Raw genomic sequence first — 16,275 nt, forward strand, 5'->3', positions numbered from 1 at the left:
GACTTGTCAAACTTTCTGGGGTCAGTTCAACTTTTAACGAACCCATACCACTAGTACTCAAAAATTCTTTTCTCTTAACTTTGATATCCCCTTATTTACCGGACATTTTACTTTCACTTCCCAGTGTCCATGTACTGTAACTCTCACCTGAGGATTAAACATTTTGATTTCATCTACACTAAAGATAATGCTTTTCTCCTCAAAATTTTTTTCCTTAGTGTTTACTTTCCCTATGACTTCATTCTGCCAAAACACTTCTAATGAAGCCTCACTTTTAGGATCTCCCAAGTATTTATATACAACTTCAACTTCCCCTGTACGTTCAATTAGTTGAAAAAAACACTTTTTCATATCTATGGGACTATTAAGAACAATATTAGTCCCACAGGTATACGGCTTAAATATTGAGCCATCAAGTTCTGTAAGACAATTGACTTTATGATACCAATTTCCTATATAATCATTCTTAATGACTATTTTATTTGGGTTATACCTGGGATCATAATAAAATATTATATCATGTGGACTATTAAAAACTACTCCATGCACGCGTGTATGAGTTTGTCCTATTGGTGTAGTAAGATCGTTAATCCAAAACACTTTAAATACAGAATCTACCCGCCTGCTTTGGTAGGTATTGATAATGATATAACCTGATTTATTTAAAGGTAATTCATGATAAATTTCTGGAACCGACGTATATAATCTTTCACCACATCCATAGGGTTTTGCAACAGTTCCATCTCCGTCATCAATAATGAATATACCCCCTTCTACCTCTAAATCCATTAAATCTGTCTCCATTGCACAAAAAAATGCACCATCTTCAAAAAAGAACATTACATGATAGAGTTTTTCTACTTCATAATGCCCTGTAAATCCTTTTACAAACTCTCCATCATATTTCAATTCCTTAGTAGGTGGATATATTATACCTTTTAGACCCTTATATGCCCCTTCTTTAACCAATGCTATTTTCCCAATATTAGGATCTCGGGGATCTAATTTTGGTCTAGGAGCATTAATAGTACTAATACTATTACGCGTATTTTCACTTATAACAAAATCAGACAATCTTTTATCCTCCCACAACATGTAGTTCTATTGATTCATCATTTAATACAGTACGGTCCACAGCAATAACCATCCCCTCACCAACTTCAATCATAATGGATTTTTCAGTGATGTCTTTTAAACCACCAATATATGCATTTTCTTTACATGTAAGCATAATAGCTTTTCCAATTTGATCTCCTAATTCACAAATCGGATGAGATTTCCAATTACTCTTCATATCATCACCTCTAAACTATTCAAGTTGTAATACCCGCTTTATAATCGCTCTTTATAATCAAACCCAAACTACGCAAGAATATAAACAATTAAAGCTTTCCATTATTAAAAAACTACGTGTTTATTGGATTTTATTTAATAGTATTATAGGTAAATTGGATTATTTTTTATCTGAATGTAGAATTATTTTTTATTTCCTTAAAATTCCCCCTCAACTTTTTCAGCATATAAAACGATACTTATAATAGAAAGAGGTGTTTTAATTGTATAAAACGATGCCAAATTCAAAAGAAAGAGAATTTATATACAATAGCTCATACAACAAAGGGCATATAAGCACTCCTAGCATGGTAGCTCACTGTATTGGCCTAAGTACTCACGCAAAATTGGTGTATTCTAACATTTTGAATTACATTTATAAAAAAGGAGAATTTGCATTCCCAAGTATTTATAGATTATCTATATCTTGTTCCTGCTCAATAAATACAATTATTCGTTATATTAATGAATTAGTTGAAAAAGGATTTATAAAAAAAGAGGTCCCAGGTCGCGGAAAAAGTAATCGATACTACATAATAGAATGTGATAAGATTCCACTCCTAAAAGTATCAGAAATGATATGGGAAATAATAGATACACTTGCAAAAAAATATGGTTGGAAGGATATTATGAAATGCAAGAATTCAATATTGTCTTTTCTTAATCAAAATAAATATTCATTACATCATATGGAGATTCAGCAAAATACAATAAATCACTTAAATGCTTTATTCCTTCATGTTTTAGAGAAAAAAGAATTAAATATTGAATTATTGACTAGTAATTTTATATTTAAAAATCAATCTATTATATAACAGTTTTGAAAGTACAAAATCATATAAATAATTTATAAGCATAATGGGTGGTGTGAATATTGAATGAACCTTATGTTACTTGTGCACAATGTGTCGTTAGAGATTGGTGCCAACGTAGAAATGGTACTACTCCCCTGCCACAGGATTATACGATAAATCCTGAGTGTGGCGGTTATATCTTACTTAATCAAGCTATAAAGCTTTCTCAGATTCCTTTAGAATATCAAAATGCAAATAAAAGAAATTTTATAATAGACACGGATAACAAAATGTACAAAGATTACATTATAGATACTTTTAATTCAATAGAGGAAATTGTTAAGAATGGAAATAATCTCGCTTTTATACATCCACAAAAAGGAACTGGTAAATCATATACTGCTATAGCCTTTGCAATGGAATATATATTTAAATCAGTAATGAATCCTTCTTTATTTAATTTTGAGTCTCCGCTTGTACTCTATATTAAGTATGGTTCATGGGCAAATGATCTACGGCAAATTTATCAATTAAATGATGAAGATTTCACACAAAAAGTTTTACAACAAGTAAAACTCATGAAGACGGTTCCCCTACTAATACTTGATGATATAGGAAATGGAAGATTTACAAATTATATTAAGGATTTTACTTATGATGTGATTGATTTTCGTAAAGAAAACAAAAAATCAACATTTTTCACTTCTAATCTTACACTCCAACTATTAGAACAAGAGAATTGTCTTGGGGATATTATTACATCTCGTATGCTATTTAATACTGTTGTATATCAATTAGGAGGTCGTGATAGAAGACAAGAAAAAAGTTATATTCTGAAGCCAATTATATAAAGATCTCGTCATGTAACGGGTTCTTTCTAGAATCCATTTAACAATAATATGATAAATATGTAAAAATAGTATTACAATTAATATATTTCCATAGTATACTAATTTACATGATTAAATTTTCAGCTTATGAATTGAGTAGAAATGCATTAAATCCTTATATATAAATACCCGTAAAACAAAAGAAGTTAATCAGAACTTAATAAAGCATCAATATCTGTTTTGGATAGTAAGATGCTTTATTCCATTAGGGATCTGATTTAATCTTCTATTCTTTTACGCCCCAAAAACGAACATAAGTTCTTTTATTTTTCGATAAAAATAGAACATACGTTTTATTTCAAATCACAAAAGAACATACGTTTTATTTTTTCACCCTAAAAACGAACATAAGTTCCGTGTTTTGTTATTAAAAAAATCGCAACTATTTCCATTATCACATCGATTATTATGTCGAGATTAGATGAAAAGGAGTCTATATTATGCCATCCATTGAAGAATTACAACTATTAAACCATATATTAGAAAACAAAGATTGGTCTTCAGTTGATAAAAATGGCCTTGATGAAGAACACTTTCCTATACATAAAGATATTTTTAATTACATTAAAAATTTTAAAAAATCACAAAAACAACTTCCAACAATAGAAACCGTAATGAATATATTTGAAGAATTTGAAATGGTCGAATTAGAAAAAACAGAATTTGTAGTAGATGCTCTTAAAGAAGATTGGTTACATAGAAAATTCAAGCCCTTTCTTCAAAAAGCAGCAAACCTTGTCGCTGAAAAGAAAACTGTAGAAGCTATTTTAGATATTAAATTAAATGCCACGAATATGTTAAAACTTGCGAATATTGACAACAAAGGATACTCATATACTGGAATGGCGGATACACGTAAGAGTAAATACTTATCAATTCATGGTAGAGATGAAAATGAAATTTTAGGAGCGACTACAGGCTTTAAAACATTAGATTTAGTGACTAATGGATTAGTAAGTGATGGGCAAGAAACTGATTATTTTCTTGTTTTCGCACCATCTAATATGGGAAAAACATTAATATCCTCATTTATGTTAATGTCCGCTTGGAATAGTAATATCGAGTGGGATTTCCCTGCATACTTTGCTTTAGAACAACGTGCCGAAGAAATTGCCCGAAATTGGGATCATGTCCTGGCTGGTGTATCAAATTTAGGCATACAACGTGGTACTATGTCAGCTGAACAAAAAGACCGTTATATCTTCTTTTTAGATCAACTAAAGAAAAAGCAAAAAGATATGGTCATCTATGATATTCAAAAAAATGGTGGTCGCCCCTATACAGTTACTGAAATACAACGCATCCTTGAGTCTGAAGGACATACTCGCTTTGTTTTAGATCAATTATCCAAAGTACGTTTAAATAGCTCCAATAATAATTTTGGGGATTTAAGACAAAGATTATTTGATATATCAGCAGCAGTACGTGAAATGATTTTAGGAACAGGAATTCCAGGTTATGTAGTAGCACAAGCTAACAGAGAGTCCGCTAAAAGAATAAAAAAAAGTCTAAATGATAGCACGATGACTGGTGAAGATATCGGGGAAACTTATGCAATTTTCCAAGATGCTAGCAAAGGTGTATCTATTATCAAAATAAATGAAACTACCTTTAAAGTACAGGTTATAAAAAATCGTGGCAATGCTAGTGGTCAAAGTTTCATTGTGCGATATAACTTTGATACCGGACTGATTAGTACCATAAACAATCAGTATGAAAAACAGTTCTTCTAGTCTTAATAATGGAGATGAAAATACATGCAAAAAGCAAAAAATATAGAAATTCTCGAAAATACATCACTTGATATACCAAATCTAATAGATGATTTGCGTTTTAAGTATCAGTATTCCCTTAGATATCAAAGTAACCATGCAGCATTTTCAAAGAAAAATGATAACGGCAATTATATAATGTGTTGCTGTCCGAATCATACAGAAACAAGACCATCATTTGGTATTTCTAAAACCCCTCCCTATCACACACACTGTTTCTGTTGTGGATACTTAGGAACCATAGATTGTGTAATTGAAACCGCTTTTGTTTTAGAACAAGGCAACGGATTAAAAGCCCTATTATCGAATTACTATTTTGAAAATAATCGTAAACCTTTAGACATTTCAAAACTCTTAGCTACAAGAAAAAAATGTATAAAAGCAAATACGTTATCCGAAGAAACACTCAAAAAATTGGATGCGGAAAAATTTAAAAATCAAGGGATTTACAATGTAGCAATGTCCTATTTAATTAATCAGCGTGGAATAAACATGAAGACTTTAGATACTTACGAAATAAAAATAGATGTCAGAAATAAATGTATAGTATTTCCGCAGCGTACTCGAAACGGGGATCTTCGCTTTTTACAAAAACGAAAAATTGGAAGCAATTATAAGGGTTCAAAATTTATCAACGAAGGATTACCAAACAAAAAAGATATTTTATTTGGACTTCATTTAATTAATCAATTACGTACATCAGCCAATCGAATTAAAAGAGTTCGTATCGTAGAATCTCCTATAGATGTAATGAGTAACTATCAAGTAGGTATTCCTGCTGTTGCAATTAATGGGAAATTATTATTTAAAAACCAAATACGCGAATTACATCTAGCAGGTATAAAGATTGTTGATCTATTTTTTGACAATGACAAAGCTGGAAAAGATGCAACACAAAAAGCAACAAAACAATTAATACAGGAAGGATTCACGGTCAATCATACGCTCTATCCACCCCAATTCACTGAAGATTCAAAAATCGACTCCAATGACTTACTTAAAATGGGATTACTAGATAAATTAAATACAAATTCAATTAGTTTACTAAGCAGTAAATTTTAATTCATTCAAATAAAGGGGATTTATATAATGAACACAGCAACTATAAACTTTCAAGATTTAATAATGGAAATACTAAACTCTGAATCTATAGCTAAAATTTTTAATTTCGAATTATTTAAAGTGAGAAATCAAGACAAAGAGGATGTGAAACAAGATTGTATCTTGCGCATAATGAAATCTCTTCAACAAACAACAGTTCCATCTGAAAAGCTACCTTCATTCTGTCAAACAATTATTAAAAGAACCGTGGTTGATTACTATCGTTATACAAATAGAATGGTAGAACAAAATTCGACTTCTGTATTTTATTGTGATGGATTTATTGAAGACGAATCTAGTGAAAACAATTGCCCTACATTTTGCCAAGAGTCTTACGAACAAGGATATGAATTCTCAATTGTTAAAGCAGATTATGAAATACATAGAAATAAATTTACTCCGACTGAACAACATGTTATCGAATACATGCTATATGACGGCTTAGGAGTCTGTATGAATTTAGCTGAAATCGCAAACGAACTTAAAATTAATAAATCGCACTCAACAAGAGCATTAAAGAAATTGCGTAGCATTTATTGTTGTTAATATACTTAGTTCCCTACTATCTCAAACAACAATCACCTAAAAATATTGTAAAATAATTAAGAACATTTTGTAAACAAAAGTAACTTTTATTTTTATTATAAATTCTGCAACTTTTTAATTAGTTATTACGATAACTATTAATTAGTCTAGTATATACAACTAGTATACAACATCGACAATAATTTTCAAAGGCGTTTTATCTGTTTCTTATTAGATTTCAGCCTTCTTTTATATATAACACTTCATTACATGAACTTTACTGGAAAATTATTAAGCTTAATTATTGATTTGTTACTATTAAATATTAGCTAGATTTATAACTTACAGTCTGCATTTAAAAAATTAATTTCTGTTTATTTATATAAATAGAATAAACAAAATTAATTCAAATAAACCTTTATACCGATATATAACAATTTAATAACATTATATATCCTGTCAATTTAAGGAGGAAATAAAGTATGACAACAATAAAAGGATTAGATGCAATTTTAAAAGTGGGAAATACCTTTCTTACGTTTAAAGATAAAAAACCACTTACACTTTTATTTATCGATTGGTATGAAAATCTGGTTGGTATTCGCGAGCATTATGAACCCACCTTAAAACCCAAATATATACGTTGTCCAGGGACAGGTGTGTGCCCCCTTTGTCACGTTAATCCGAGTAAATATCCGAATTTAAAGATTAAATTACGTGTATATGATCCATTAGATAATAAGATTAAGCTAGTCTCTTTAGCGAAAACTCACATTCAAAAATTACACACAGATTTTAATTTTTACATGATTGATCCTACAAAAGACTTTGTCACTATTTCTAGAAGTGGAACAGGTGCTAATGATACCACTTATTCAGCTAAACCATACCATTATACTTCAGTGGATGAAGAACCTATATTAAAGAAACCAGACTTTAATGAAATTGAAATGCTTGATATATCAACATATATAACTTCTCATAGTCCTGATGAAATCCAAGAATTTATGAATGCAGCATCAACAATATATAATTTACAGCAAGCACAGTTTCAATGTAGTTCCCCTACTCTTCCATTGGCTACTGAAGGTTTTGATGAAAAGGAACAATTGAGAACTACTAATCATAAATTACCATTTTAGAAAACAGTATGGAATTTTAATTTCTATTATTAAATATAGAAAGGGACGATTATTTCGTCCCTTTTTGAAGTAAGGAGTTGTAAATTTTGTTTTTTAAATCAAATGAATCCAATCAGGACATTTTTACACTATTAAATAGGCGCGAAGTAAAAGAAAGCACACAAAAAACTCGTATAAAAAAAAATGAGAAAAAAAAGATTACGATAAAACAAAATCAATATGTTCACGGAATTAATCATTCAGTAAAACTACCTTCAAATTACTATTTAATACATACACCTGAACAATTTGAAGAATTTATTACCAAGTATAAGGTGTATAAAACCTTACATTCGCAAGCTTATACATTTATTGATACGAAATCCACTGGTTTTAATCCTTTTAAAGACTCAATCATCTCAATTACGATTGGATTTATTGATAACAGTTTTTTTTATATACCTATTAAGCCTTTTAAACATGGATTATCACAGCATATCTCTACATTAAGTCTAGAATACACGATGAAAAAACTCTCACCACTATTAGAGAAAGATACCTTATTAATACTTAGTAACAGTAAGCAACACATTCATGCTCTATATAATTGGTGTGATTTTGACATTACATATAATATCTTTTGGGATACTGAGATAGCTGCAAGCCTATTAAATGAGAACCATCCAAAAGGTGTAAAAGAATGGTATAAAGAATATGTATTACCTCGTCTTATTTCAAATGGAACCATTTTAAATACCATTGATAGAAAAAAATATATGATTGAAAAGACACTCTATGATCAGCTACAACATCATGTAGCTACCTACTTCGCTTGCTATGATATTTTTATGCTAAAGTCTGTATTCGAGTATCAGAAAAGAATTTTTGAAAACCCTAAATTTAATCTTGTTTCTATATATAAATTATTTAGGGAAATAGAGATGCCTTTAATAGCCGTACTTACTACCGCTGAAAGAAAAGGAATTAAAATTAGTGAAGAATTTCTAAGTAATGATGTAAAACAAATACTCCAAACGAAATTACAATCCGTAAAAAAAGAAATATTGAATTACCTAGGTTCCACTATCACATTAAATAATTGTATACACCCACCTAAGCAACAAAATAAATATAATGGCGTAAATAAATTAACAAGCACTTTGTTTAATATAAATTCTCCAGCCCATTTGGCCCAAAAACTTTATATTGATAACGCTATTCTAAAACCTATCATGGAATATGACAAAGGTTGCAAAAGTGTGATTTCCAAACTAAAAACAGATAGAAAAACGCTGATACATAATCTATCAAAGCATCCTGTAATTCCTCTAATTCTAGAATATCGTCGCTTAGTGAAATTAATAAGTTCTTTTTGTGACTCCCTACCCAAAGAACAACAAGGTACTATTGATAATAAAATCCATCCTATCTATAACTCTGTAGGAACTAAAACAGGCCGTATGAGTTGCTCGTCACCAAACCTAAAGTTGTGGGCTGCATAAAGGTGACTTTATGTGTAAGCAGATCGTTAATTCAGGGGAAACTAAGGGTAATTACCTATGTCAATCCTGAGCCAAGTCTAATAGGGATATTAGAAAGGTGCAGAGACTACTTAAATTAACCTAGAACAGGCGAAATAAGCACGAAAGCGATCCACCCTTCTACAACAGGGTGATGATATAGTCCGATACTCTTTGAAAAAAGAGAGCAAGGATAAAGAGCCTTGCATTACTACAATGACAACAAGTACCAAGTAAAGCTGATTTTATACGTATGGCCTTTAGAGCAGAAAGAGGTAGATTGTTCACCAGTATTGACTTCAGTTTACAAAACGTTGGCTGAAGTCGTTAATCTAAACCTACTCAAAACAGGGAACGCCCTCATGTAACGGTGGAGCGAATCCTGTGCTTCTAGTGACAAGAAGTGCAACGACTGCTTGTTAATTATCATCTCGATTCATAGTTAACAAAATAATGAGTCGTCTATCAACCAGAATTGATAAATCAATCGAACTCATTTATACGGTAGGCTATGGGCTTAGTGGTCACAAAATTCGCCCATTATTTGCAGGAATGCAACAGAAGGTATAGTCTAATCCGGCTCCTTTAAGGAGTGTTGAAATACCATGAAAATGGCGGTATACATACAACAAGAATTACGTTGGCTCGCAATAGTAACACAAGAACCGGTACTAATTGAAGCCTTTAAGAAAGGTTTAGATGTACATAGTCAAATCACTTGCCAAATTAAGGGATTTACTTATCACTTGTTTGAGGATATTCGAAATTATAAAAGAGAGACACTAAAAGAGACTCAGCATCATATAAAACAGCTTATAAATAAATGGTCAGATACTCCAGAATGTCTATATATCTTGAAGATATATAATATGAAGGAACTAAATAGTACTACCATTCCTACTCTAGCAAATGCTTTTGAATTGCTTAGAAAAGAAATGAAAAGCATTGTATTCGGTAAAGGGATTGCCGAATTAAAATCTCACTCAAAACAGGGAAACCTAAGTGTATAAGCATATGGTAATCCTGTGCCAAAGCGTTCATTTGAATGGCAGGTGCAGAGACTTATAGCGTTCCGCGGTTAATAAACAACCAATCTAACGAGTTCGCTTAATGTGAGAAGCAGCTTAAAATAGTTGCTAAGGTATAGTCCACTCCCTTAGGAAACTAAGGGGTTTAAGTGACCTTATATGGTATAACAGAAATCGGCTTATCTGATCAATTAAATATTACAAAAGTAGCAGCGACCTCGTTAATTAATCAATTTAAAAAACAATTACCCAACTTTTTAAGATGGGAAGCTGAAACACATAGAGAAGTTTTAACCAATGGTTATGTAAAAGATTTTTTTGGTAGAAAAAGACGTTTTAAAGAAACAATATTAAAAGCTACCAATTCTTCCACCTTTAAGAACAAAAATTCAGATTGGAGATTAGAGAAAATAAAACGGCAAAGTTGTAACTTTAAAATACAAGGAACGTCTGCGACACAAGTTAAAAAAGCCATGGTAAATTTATTTTATCCCACCCGGCCAGATGGTACAAAATGCTTAGATAGAGATGAATGGCTACAGGAGAATTTCAAATCTATACTTGAAGAGCATGATATACACATCGTATTACAGATACATGATGAATTAATCTTTGATGTACCACAAGATGTTTCCCAAGACGTTTTAAAAGAAATTTCAAACATCATGCTAAATGCCATTCCTTCTACCCATTTAGGAGTGACATTCCGTTCGGATATTCATACCTCTCCATATTGGGGTGGTACATTTTCAATCGAAGAAATTAAAGAGTTTTCTAATAGTGATGTAGATCTGAACAGATTATTTCATCAACAATTTAAACAGAAAATAAACAACTTCCTTAATTCAACGTTTTAGGTGAATTTAATAGAAAATAAATTAAACATTATAATTGCCACTTTGATCAAACGAGATAATAAAAAAACGTACACTTCTGTACGTTTTTTTATCTTTATAGTTCCTAATTATCTATACAAAAAATTGAAATACCATTTCAACTTCTGCCTCATTTGTATATTCAACCCTAGGCATGGTGCTCGGATTACCATCAATAGCTAACGATAACGGTGCAATACTAACCATTGGTGTAGGTGTTGTTAATAAAACCTTACATGCAGTTACCCATTCTACGCCATATTTCTGACGCGCCGAATCATTTAATTTCACATCAATTCTAGAAATATTTCCAAAGTTCGTTACTGACTCCCCTGTTTGCCTATTGAACCCTTTAACCGCAATACCATTACGTAACGAGTCATACGATACAATATACTTCTCTGATGCAATTGTAAGGATTTTATACGGCATTGCGCTCTTAACAAATTCAAATACATTTGGTCGTTTGTCGGGCTTTCTAGTACTCATCTCAAACACTTTAATTAATTCAATATCTTTAAGTAATAATTGTCTCTTTTTACCTCCGCAATTGCTTGCTGTATCATATGGTGCAGGAGCTATATCATGAGATAATTCACCTGGAATGTCAATACAATTAAAGCATCTTTCAATAGATTCTATAATTGTAACAAAGTTTAATAATTCAAAATCTATATTTGTACGTTCTAATTCATATAATTTTTGTTCAAGCATCTCTAATTCTATTTCCAAACGACATTTTGTAATAGAGGAACAATCTGAACTAGCTATATCATCTCTCATACGCTGCATAGCATCTTCAATAGCTAAAATCTCCTCATACAAATCTCCAAATCTAATTGTCATTATCACTTCCTCCTCACTTTTTTTTCGGAGCCTTAGTAGGATCTAATGTCCAAGTGATCCAATCGCTTACATCTTTTAAAGTACTTACATGGAAGTACTCTCTACACTGTCTAAAGAAAGGAATGATAGGACTATTCCAATTCCCTGGCCCTATTTTCCCAGGTCCGTTTCTTCCAGGAAGAACTGTATATATAGTTTTCATAGGCACTAATGCATAACGATTAAATACTTTAAGGCTATTTAGCTTCCCATCAACCTGATCGTATGTAACTTCTTTATACAGGCGATGTGAAGGTTCGCTACTGCCCTCTAACTTTTGTCTATCATCTGATACAAGAATAAGAGAATTCTCTACAGGTTTACCATTTACTACACTTTTATCTATCACTTGATCAATTGAATGATAAATTGCAGACATACCAGATTCAGGGAAATCCGATCCTCGCTTAAATGTTAGCGTACCAATATCAGAAAATGCTTGTGCTAACCCTTGTACATCTACACTTTTATTCAGTAGAATTCTCCAAAAGTTCGGTCTATTATCTCCTGCTCTGTCTGTTGGATCAGCGTAGGCCACTAATGATACTTTACATGGGATTTTAGCAGCTTTAGCATAACGTTCGATTTCATTTGCTGTGGCAACCAATAAGTTTCTAACACGCCCTCCAGGTTCAAGGCCCCCTCCTTCAAACATGGATTCAGAAATATCCACAACGAAAATAATATTAACCCCTGTGACTGTAACAGGTGGTACCCACGGATCCGGTTTTGGATAAGGTAAAACTTGTGGTTTTCGTGCATAAGAAGGTCTCACGCACTCCCTTATACATTCCCTGATTTTATACATTAATGTATCCAAGTTTTCACCAGATTCAAGTCCTGATTCCATGATTACTTCACGTATAGCTTCTAATTCATCTACATATTGCCGTAAAGCATCTACTGAATATGGATGGCTATGTGCCATACCCTTACGCAAATCTTTAATCATTTTATCTATTTCTTTAACATATCTCATAATACTTTTAAGTTTAGGCATATCGATTGTAACCTCCTAACTAAATATAGTAAGCCCATTATAGGAAAAGGTGTGTCAAATGACACACCTTTGTGGTATTACCTTTTCATGTTTCTTCTCACTTTAAGCATCTTTTTCTAATACTTCCTCTTCAGCCTCCATTTGGCTTGCTAATTTACTAGCCTCAATAAACTCCTGAATTTCTTGCTTAGGAGTAAATCCCACTTTCTTTTCAATATTTTTACCATCTTTCATAAACAGAAGCGTTGGAATCGTAGTAACTTCACACAATTTAGTGATATCTAAAAATTGATCAGCGTTAACTTGAATAAATTTAATATCGTCAATTTCTTTTGACAATTCCTTAATATCCTGTGTAATCATTTTACAGGGGCCACACCAAGTAGTATAAAAATAAACTAAAACAAACCCTTCTACTATCTTTTCTTTAAATTCTTCAACTGTATTAATTTCAAACATGTTATTCCTACCTCCTGTAAAGTATTTATAAGGAAGAACGCCAATAAATTCTTTATACCGTATATTAATATAAAATAATTATATATTTGCATACATTTATGTCTACTTAATTTCCACCACAGCCGCATCCAACCTTACGAGCTACCGTATATGTATTACCGTCATTCCACTCTTGAGAAATATTTAATGCATTACGAGCAGAACTAGCCCAAACTTCTTTTTCTACATATTTTCCTTCTGCATCATGACCAGAAACCATATATTTTCGCTTGCCTAACAAATTAACCCTCTCCTTAATTACTTTTATAGAAATTACCTAAATGCTCAAAGCGAGGAACTTTTACTCCGCATACCTCAATATCCGCCATAAAAGTACTCTGAGGTTCAATCCAAGTATTTCCTTTAGCATCTTCATAAATTACCATTTCTTCATCCGTTCCTGTTTGTTTTCCCTTACCAGTAACGAGATAAATTCCACCCTTATAATATCTATAGATTTTAACTTTTTTATTATCCATATCTCCTCAACCTAAACATAATCCTCATATAAATTTATTTAATAATTTCCTTCATTTCTTTTAACCAATTTACTAACACCATTTCTATTTCCTGCAAACGTCTTATAGAAGTACTTTCAATCATTCTTTTAGATGCTTTATTGCAAATATAGAGACGTTCTTTTTCAGTATCAAATACCAAAGAAAGATGGTAATCTTGTAAACCAAGTGAAGTGGAATCATATCTTACCATTCGCTTAATGGAATGTTCGATATGTATCTCCTTTAACTTACTAGCGAGGTTTTCTCTATGCTTTTTCCACTGATCCGTTGTAAATGTATTTAATAGCATATTAAATTATCACCAACCTTAAAATCATACCCTCTAAATCTCATTTATTAACTACACTAAAATTGCTGAATCATAATCCCCTGATACAATATAATTAATCCCTGAATCATTATGAATTTTAATTATAATCACTTCGTTAATTTGATGATTTATAAATGATCCATAAGGTACCTCAATATCTTTCATTGCATCAATAACATTTTGAATCTCTTTATTCTTAACTTTCATTGCATTTTCTATTTTGTTGCTACTATTAGAAAAATGTAATGGATACTGTAAGTTTTGCTCCGTTACATTTTTTACATTTAGTTGTTTCACTAAATATTTCACATAATCTTCTGCTTTTTTAAGCCGATTCTCCATATTACGATAGCTCTTTTCCAGCTCCGCAATATAAAGATTTCTACTCATATCTGCCTCATTATTAGAAACTGATTCAGAAGCATTCTTAGCCTTTTTATTCAATTGACTTTTTTCCTCAATGTTATCTCTTACTTGCAAATGTTGTACCTCAAGCAAATCTACATGTTTCAAGGCATTATTTTCACCTTGTTCTAATTCTTTTTTTATTGCCTTTTGCAAGTAATTAAACCATTGGACTAGCCATGTGTTATCAATATGACCATTAATAATTTTGTTTTGTTCTTCCATAGAAAAATCTATGTCACAAATTCTAGCAAGTCCGGAATTAATGTCGATACTAATGGACAAATTTTCGCCACTTTGAATTAACTGTACTAATCGACTAATTTTCTTAGATAATTCCATATCGTTTACCTCTCCTATTTCATACTGGTATTATAGTAGTCGAAATATATATCAATTTAGTTGCGATTTTTTTCTATAGCAAATTTAAATATTAAACTTGCTATAATACGTACTTCCTTATGAAAAATACTGTACTATGTTTTTACATTCACATTAAAAAATCTTAAGTAGTCGGTAATTCATCTAATGGTTTATATTGAAATGCATTAGATTTTTCAGACTCTTTACCCTCTAAATTAATTGCCGTCATTTCAATTACAGATACTTTATCATTAAAAATGTTATGATCTAATTTAGCAGGTGAATACTCAACACCTGTTAAAACTAATACACCATTTACAAAAATGTTATAAGTCTCACTATCAGGTGACGTACTATAATCAAATCTAACTTCTACTCCACTTTCCATATTATTCACAGAAGTAATAGCTGGTGGTTCAGGGGCTTCATTTCCTACGACTGTAATTGGTAAAAATACTTCATGCACCCCATTTGTAATGACTATATCTGTAGTTCCTCCACTAAGGCCTGTTACAATTCCTTCAGGGCTCACCTTTGCTATATATTTATCTTTGACAGAATAAGTAGTGCCTGTACTCGCCCAATATACATAAATTAACCAGTTATCACCAACTTCTTCTTTACCATCTGTTTGGAAAGTAATCCCTAAATAGTCACCATTTAAATTTACAATTCGATATTCATTTCGTTTATTCGTTGCTATAACTTGTAATCCTTGTGTTTCTCTATCATCACCCACACCAAAACCATTGGTAGTCTTTACTATTTCAACTGTTCGTTCTTCGTATTTATAATTACTAATGTCTACCGTTGTAATTAAACCTTTATTATTATATAAATTATCTATATCTTTAAATAACATGGCCGGACGAAGTTCAGCAGTAACATTCCTTGTAACCCCATCACTAGTTAAAGCTTCTACATTCAACTGAACTTGATCACCCGTGTTGAGATTTAAACTCTTGTGGGAAACCATTAGAAAAGCTGTTGATGATAAAGGCTCGAATTCTGTATTAAGAAAAGCATCAACTTTCTTCTGGTACTTCTTTAGAGAGTCCTCCAAAACTAACTTTGCTTCTCTATAGGAAGTCTCAATTAAAGCAGAACTTACCTCATCTCTCTTTTGCTCTAAAGTGCCTAACTTCGTTAAAATTTCTTTTGCCCTCATATTTCATCCTCCCTCTTGTATCGCATTCATTATAAGGATTTACAAAATTTTTTATTTAATTTTTTGTAGAATAATTCTAGCTTTTTGTATAGTCATATTGTTTAACTTCCCAAAAGGAAAGTTCTCTATATTCGAATATATATTTTTTGAATGATGCTGCCTTATTC

The 16,275-nt window shown here is 31.5% G+C and carries 19 protein-coding genes; 9 read left to right on the forward strand and 10 right to left on the reverse strand.

Annotated features, from left to right (window positions below; all coding sequences use genetic code 11):
- Positions 1-57 precede the first annotated feature (57 nt).
- Both AB6801_RS03285 and AB6801_RS03290 read right to left on the reverse strand, forming a co-directional pair.
- Positions 58-1,074: a hypothetical protein gene (locus AB6801_RS03285; protein WP_090976112.1), complete on the reverse strand. Its 1,017-nt coding sequence runs from the start codon at positions 1,072-1,074 to the stop codon at positions 58-60.
- A gap of 4 nt (positions 1,075-1,078) precedes the next feature.
- Complete coding sequence (locus AB6801_RS03290; RefSeq protein ID WP_046945431.1) at positions 1,079-1,294, reverse strand: hypothetical protein; 216 nt, start codon at positions 1,292-1,294, stop codon at positions 1,079-1,081.
- Between the two features lie 262 nt (positions 1,295-1,556).
- On the opposite strand from AB6801_RS03290, the gene AB6801_RS03295 reads away from it, so the two are divergent.
- The 9 genes from AB6801_RS03295 to AB6801_RS03335 all read left to right on the forward strand — a co-directional run bounded on the left by AB6801_RS03295 (position 1,557) and on the right by AB6801_RS03335 (position 10,940).
- A complete protein-coding gene (locus tag AB6801_RS03295) occupies positions 1,557-2,147 on the forward strand; it encodes a helix-turn-helix domain-containing protein (protein ID WP_046945432.1) in 591 nt (196 codons plus the stop codon).
- A 59-nt stretch (positions 2,148-2,206) separates the two neighbouring features.
- Complete coding sequence (locus AB6801_RS03300; protein WP_046945433.1) at positions 2,207-2,977, forward strand: ATP-binding protein; 771 nt, start codon at positions 2,207-2,209, stop codon at positions 2,975-2,977.
- A gap of 479 nt (positions 2,978-3,456) precedes the next feature.
- On the forward strand, positions 3,457-4,749 hold the full coding sequence (locus AB6801_RS03305; RefSeq protein ID WP_097999170.1) for a DnaB-like helicase C-terminal domain-containing protein: 1,293 nt from the start codon (positions 3,457-3,459) through the stop codon (positions 4,747-4,749).
- 24 nt (positions 4,750-4,773) lie between these two features.
- A complete protein-coding gene (locus AB6801_RS03310; protein ID WP_097999169.1) occupies positions 4,774-5,850 on the forward strand; it encodes a toprim domain-containing protein in 1,077 nt (358 codons plus the stop codon).
- Between the two features lie 27 nt (positions 5,851-5,877).
- Entirely contained in the window at positions 5,878-6,435 is a 558-nt protein-coding gene (locus tag AB6801_RS03315; RefSeq protein ID WP_046945436.1) for an RNA polymerase sigma factor, read from the forward strand.
- A gap of 461 nt (positions 6,436-6,896) precedes the next feature.
- Positions 6,897-7,556, forward strand: coding sequence for a hypothetical protein (locus tag AB6801_RS03320; protein WP_046945437.1), 660 nt, complete (start codon positions 6,897-6,899; stop codon positions 7,554-7,556).
- 86 nt (positions 7,557-7,642) lie between these two features.
- Entirely contained in the window at positions 7,643-9,037 is a 1,395-nt protein-coding gene (locus tag AB6801_RS03325) for a DNA polymerase (RefSeq protein WP_090976106.1), read from the forward strand.
- A gap of 623 nt (positions 9,038-9,660) precedes the next feature.
- Positions 9,661-10,065 (forward strand): DNA polymerase I, encoded by a 405-nt coding sequence (locus AB6801_RS03330; protein WP_090976104.1) that lies wholly within the window; start codon positions 9,661-9,663, stop codon positions 10,063-10,065.
- 167 nt (positions 10,066-10,232) lie between these two features.
- Positions 10,233-10,940 (forward strand): DNA polymerase, encoded by a 708-nt coding sequence (locus AB6801_RS03335; protein WP_090976102.1) that lies wholly within the window; start codon positions 10,233-10,235, stop codon positions 10,938-10,940.
- Between the two features lie 111 nt (positions 10,941-11,051).
- On the opposite strand, the gene AB6801_RS03340 is transcribed toward AB6801_RS03335, so the two are convergent.
- The 8 genes from AB6801_RS03340 to AB6801_RS03375 form a co-directional block, all read right to left on the reverse strand.
- Positions 11,052-11,804: a hypothetical protein gene (locus AB6801_RS03340; RefSeq protein ID WP_046945441.1), complete on the reverse strand. Its 753-nt coding sequence runs from the start codon at positions 11,802-11,804 to the stop codon at positions 11,052-11,054.
- Positions 11,805-11,817: 13 nt separating this feature from the next.
- Positions 11,818-12,843, reverse strand: coding sequence for a vWA domain-containing protein (locus AB6801_RS03345; RefSeq protein WP_090976098.1), 1,026 nt, complete (start codon positions 12,841-12,843; stop codon positions 11,818-11,820).
- Positions 12,844-12,945: 102 nt separating this feature from the next.
- Positions 12,946-13,302, reverse strand: a complete 357-nt coding sequence (locus tag AB6801_RS03350; protein WP_046945443.1) for a thioredoxin family protein — start codon at positions 13,300-13,302, stop codon at positions 12,946-12,948.
- Between the two features lie 106 nt (positions 13,303-13,408).
- A complete protein-coding gene (locus tag AB6801_RS03355) occupies positions 13,409-13,582 on the reverse strand; it encodes a hypothetical protein (RefSeq protein ID WP_000900867.1) in 174 nt (57 codons plus the stop codon).
- A 13-nt stretch (positions 13,583-13,595) separates the two neighbouring features.
- The gene (locus tag AB6801_RS03360; protein ID WP_000369000.1) at positions 13,596-13,820 is read right to left on the reverse strand and encodes a DUF1653 domain-containing protein; all 225 of its coding nucleotides are present in this window, start codon (positions 13,818-13,820) and stop codon (positions 13,596-13,598) included.
- A gap of 34 nt (positions 13,821-13,854) precedes the next feature.
- Positions 13,855-14,151, reverse strand: a complete 297-nt coding sequence (locus AB6801_RS03365; RefSeq protein WP_046945444.1) for a hypothetical protein — start codon at positions 14,149-14,151, stop codon at positions 13,855-13,857.
- A gap of 51 nt (positions 14,152-14,202) precedes the next feature.
- The gene (locus AB6801_RS03370) at positions 14,203-14,919 is read right to left on the reverse strand and encodes a hypothetical protein (RefSeq protein ID WP_046945445.1); all 717 of its coding nucleotides are present in this window, start codon (positions 14,917-14,919) and stop codon (positions 14,203-14,205) included.
- Between the two features lie 163 nt (positions 14,920-15,082).
- Positions 15,083-16,108 carry a hypothetical protein gene (locus tag AB6801_RS03375; RefSeq protein ID WP_097999168.1) on the reverse strand — a complete coding sequence of 342 codons (1,026 nt, stop codon included), beginning with the start codon at positions 16,106-16,108 and terminating at the stop codon, positions 15,083-15,085.
- Between the last annotated feature and the right edge of the window lie 167 nt (positions 16,109-16,275).

The organism is Bacillus sp. RCC_6_1 (assembly GCF_041360755.1).
In the GTDB taxonomy this organism is placed as follows: domain Bacteria; phylum Bacillota; class Bacilli; order Bacillales; family Bacillaceae_G; genus Bacillus_A; species Bacillus_A cereus.

Coding starts and splice junctions, on each gene's coding strand:
- AB6801_RS03290 (WP_046945431.1), bottom strand. CDS start 1,294: ATGAAGAGTAATTGGAAATCTCATCCGATTTGTGAATTAGGAGATCAA.
- AB6801_RS03305 (WP_097999170.1), top strand. CDS start 3,457: ATGCCATCCATTGAAGAATTACAACTATTAAACCATATATTAGAAAAC.
- AB6801_RS03310 (WP_097999169.1), top strand. CDS start 4,774: ATGCAAAAAGCAAAAAATATAGAAATTCTCGAAAATACATCACTTGAT.
- AB6801_RS03315 (WP_046945436.1), top strand. CDS start 5,878: ATGAACACAGCAACTATAAACTTTCAAGATTTAATAATGGAAATACTA.
- AB6801_RS03320 (WP_046945437.1), top strand. CDS start 6,897: ATGACAACAATAAAAGGATTAGATGCAATTTTAAAAGTGGGAAATACC.
- AB6801_RS03330 (WP_090976104.1), top strand. CDS start 9,661: ATGAAAATGGCGGTATACATACAACAAGAATTACGTTGGCTCGCAATA.
- AB6801_RS03340 (WP_046945441.1), bottom strand. CDS start 11,804: ATGACAATTAGATTTGGAGATTTGTATGAGGAGATTTTAGCTATTGAA.
- AB6801_RS03345 (WP_090976098.1), bottom strand. CDS start 12,843: ATGCCTAAACTTAAAAGTATTATGAGATATGTTAAAGAAATAGATAAA.
- AB6801_RS03350 (WP_046945443.1), bottom strand. CDS start 13,302: ATGTTTGAAATTAATACAGTTGAAGAATTTAAAGAAAAGATAGTAGAA.
- AB6801_RS03360 (WP_000369000.1), bottom strand. CDS start 13,820: ATGGATAATAAAAAAGTTAAAATCTATAGATATTATAAGGGTGGAATT.
- AB6801_RS03365 (WP_046945444.1), bottom strand. CDS start 14,151: ATGCTATTAAATACATTTACAACGGATCAGTGGAAAAAGCATAGAGAA.
- AB6801_RS03370 (WP_046945445.1), bottom strand. CDS start 14,919: ATGGAATTATCTAAGAAAATTAGTCGATTAGTACAGTTAATTCAAAGT.
- AB6801_RS03375 (WP_097999168.1), bottom strand. CDS start 16,108: ATGAGGGCAAAAGAAATTTTAACGAAGTTAGGCACTTTAGAGCAAAAG.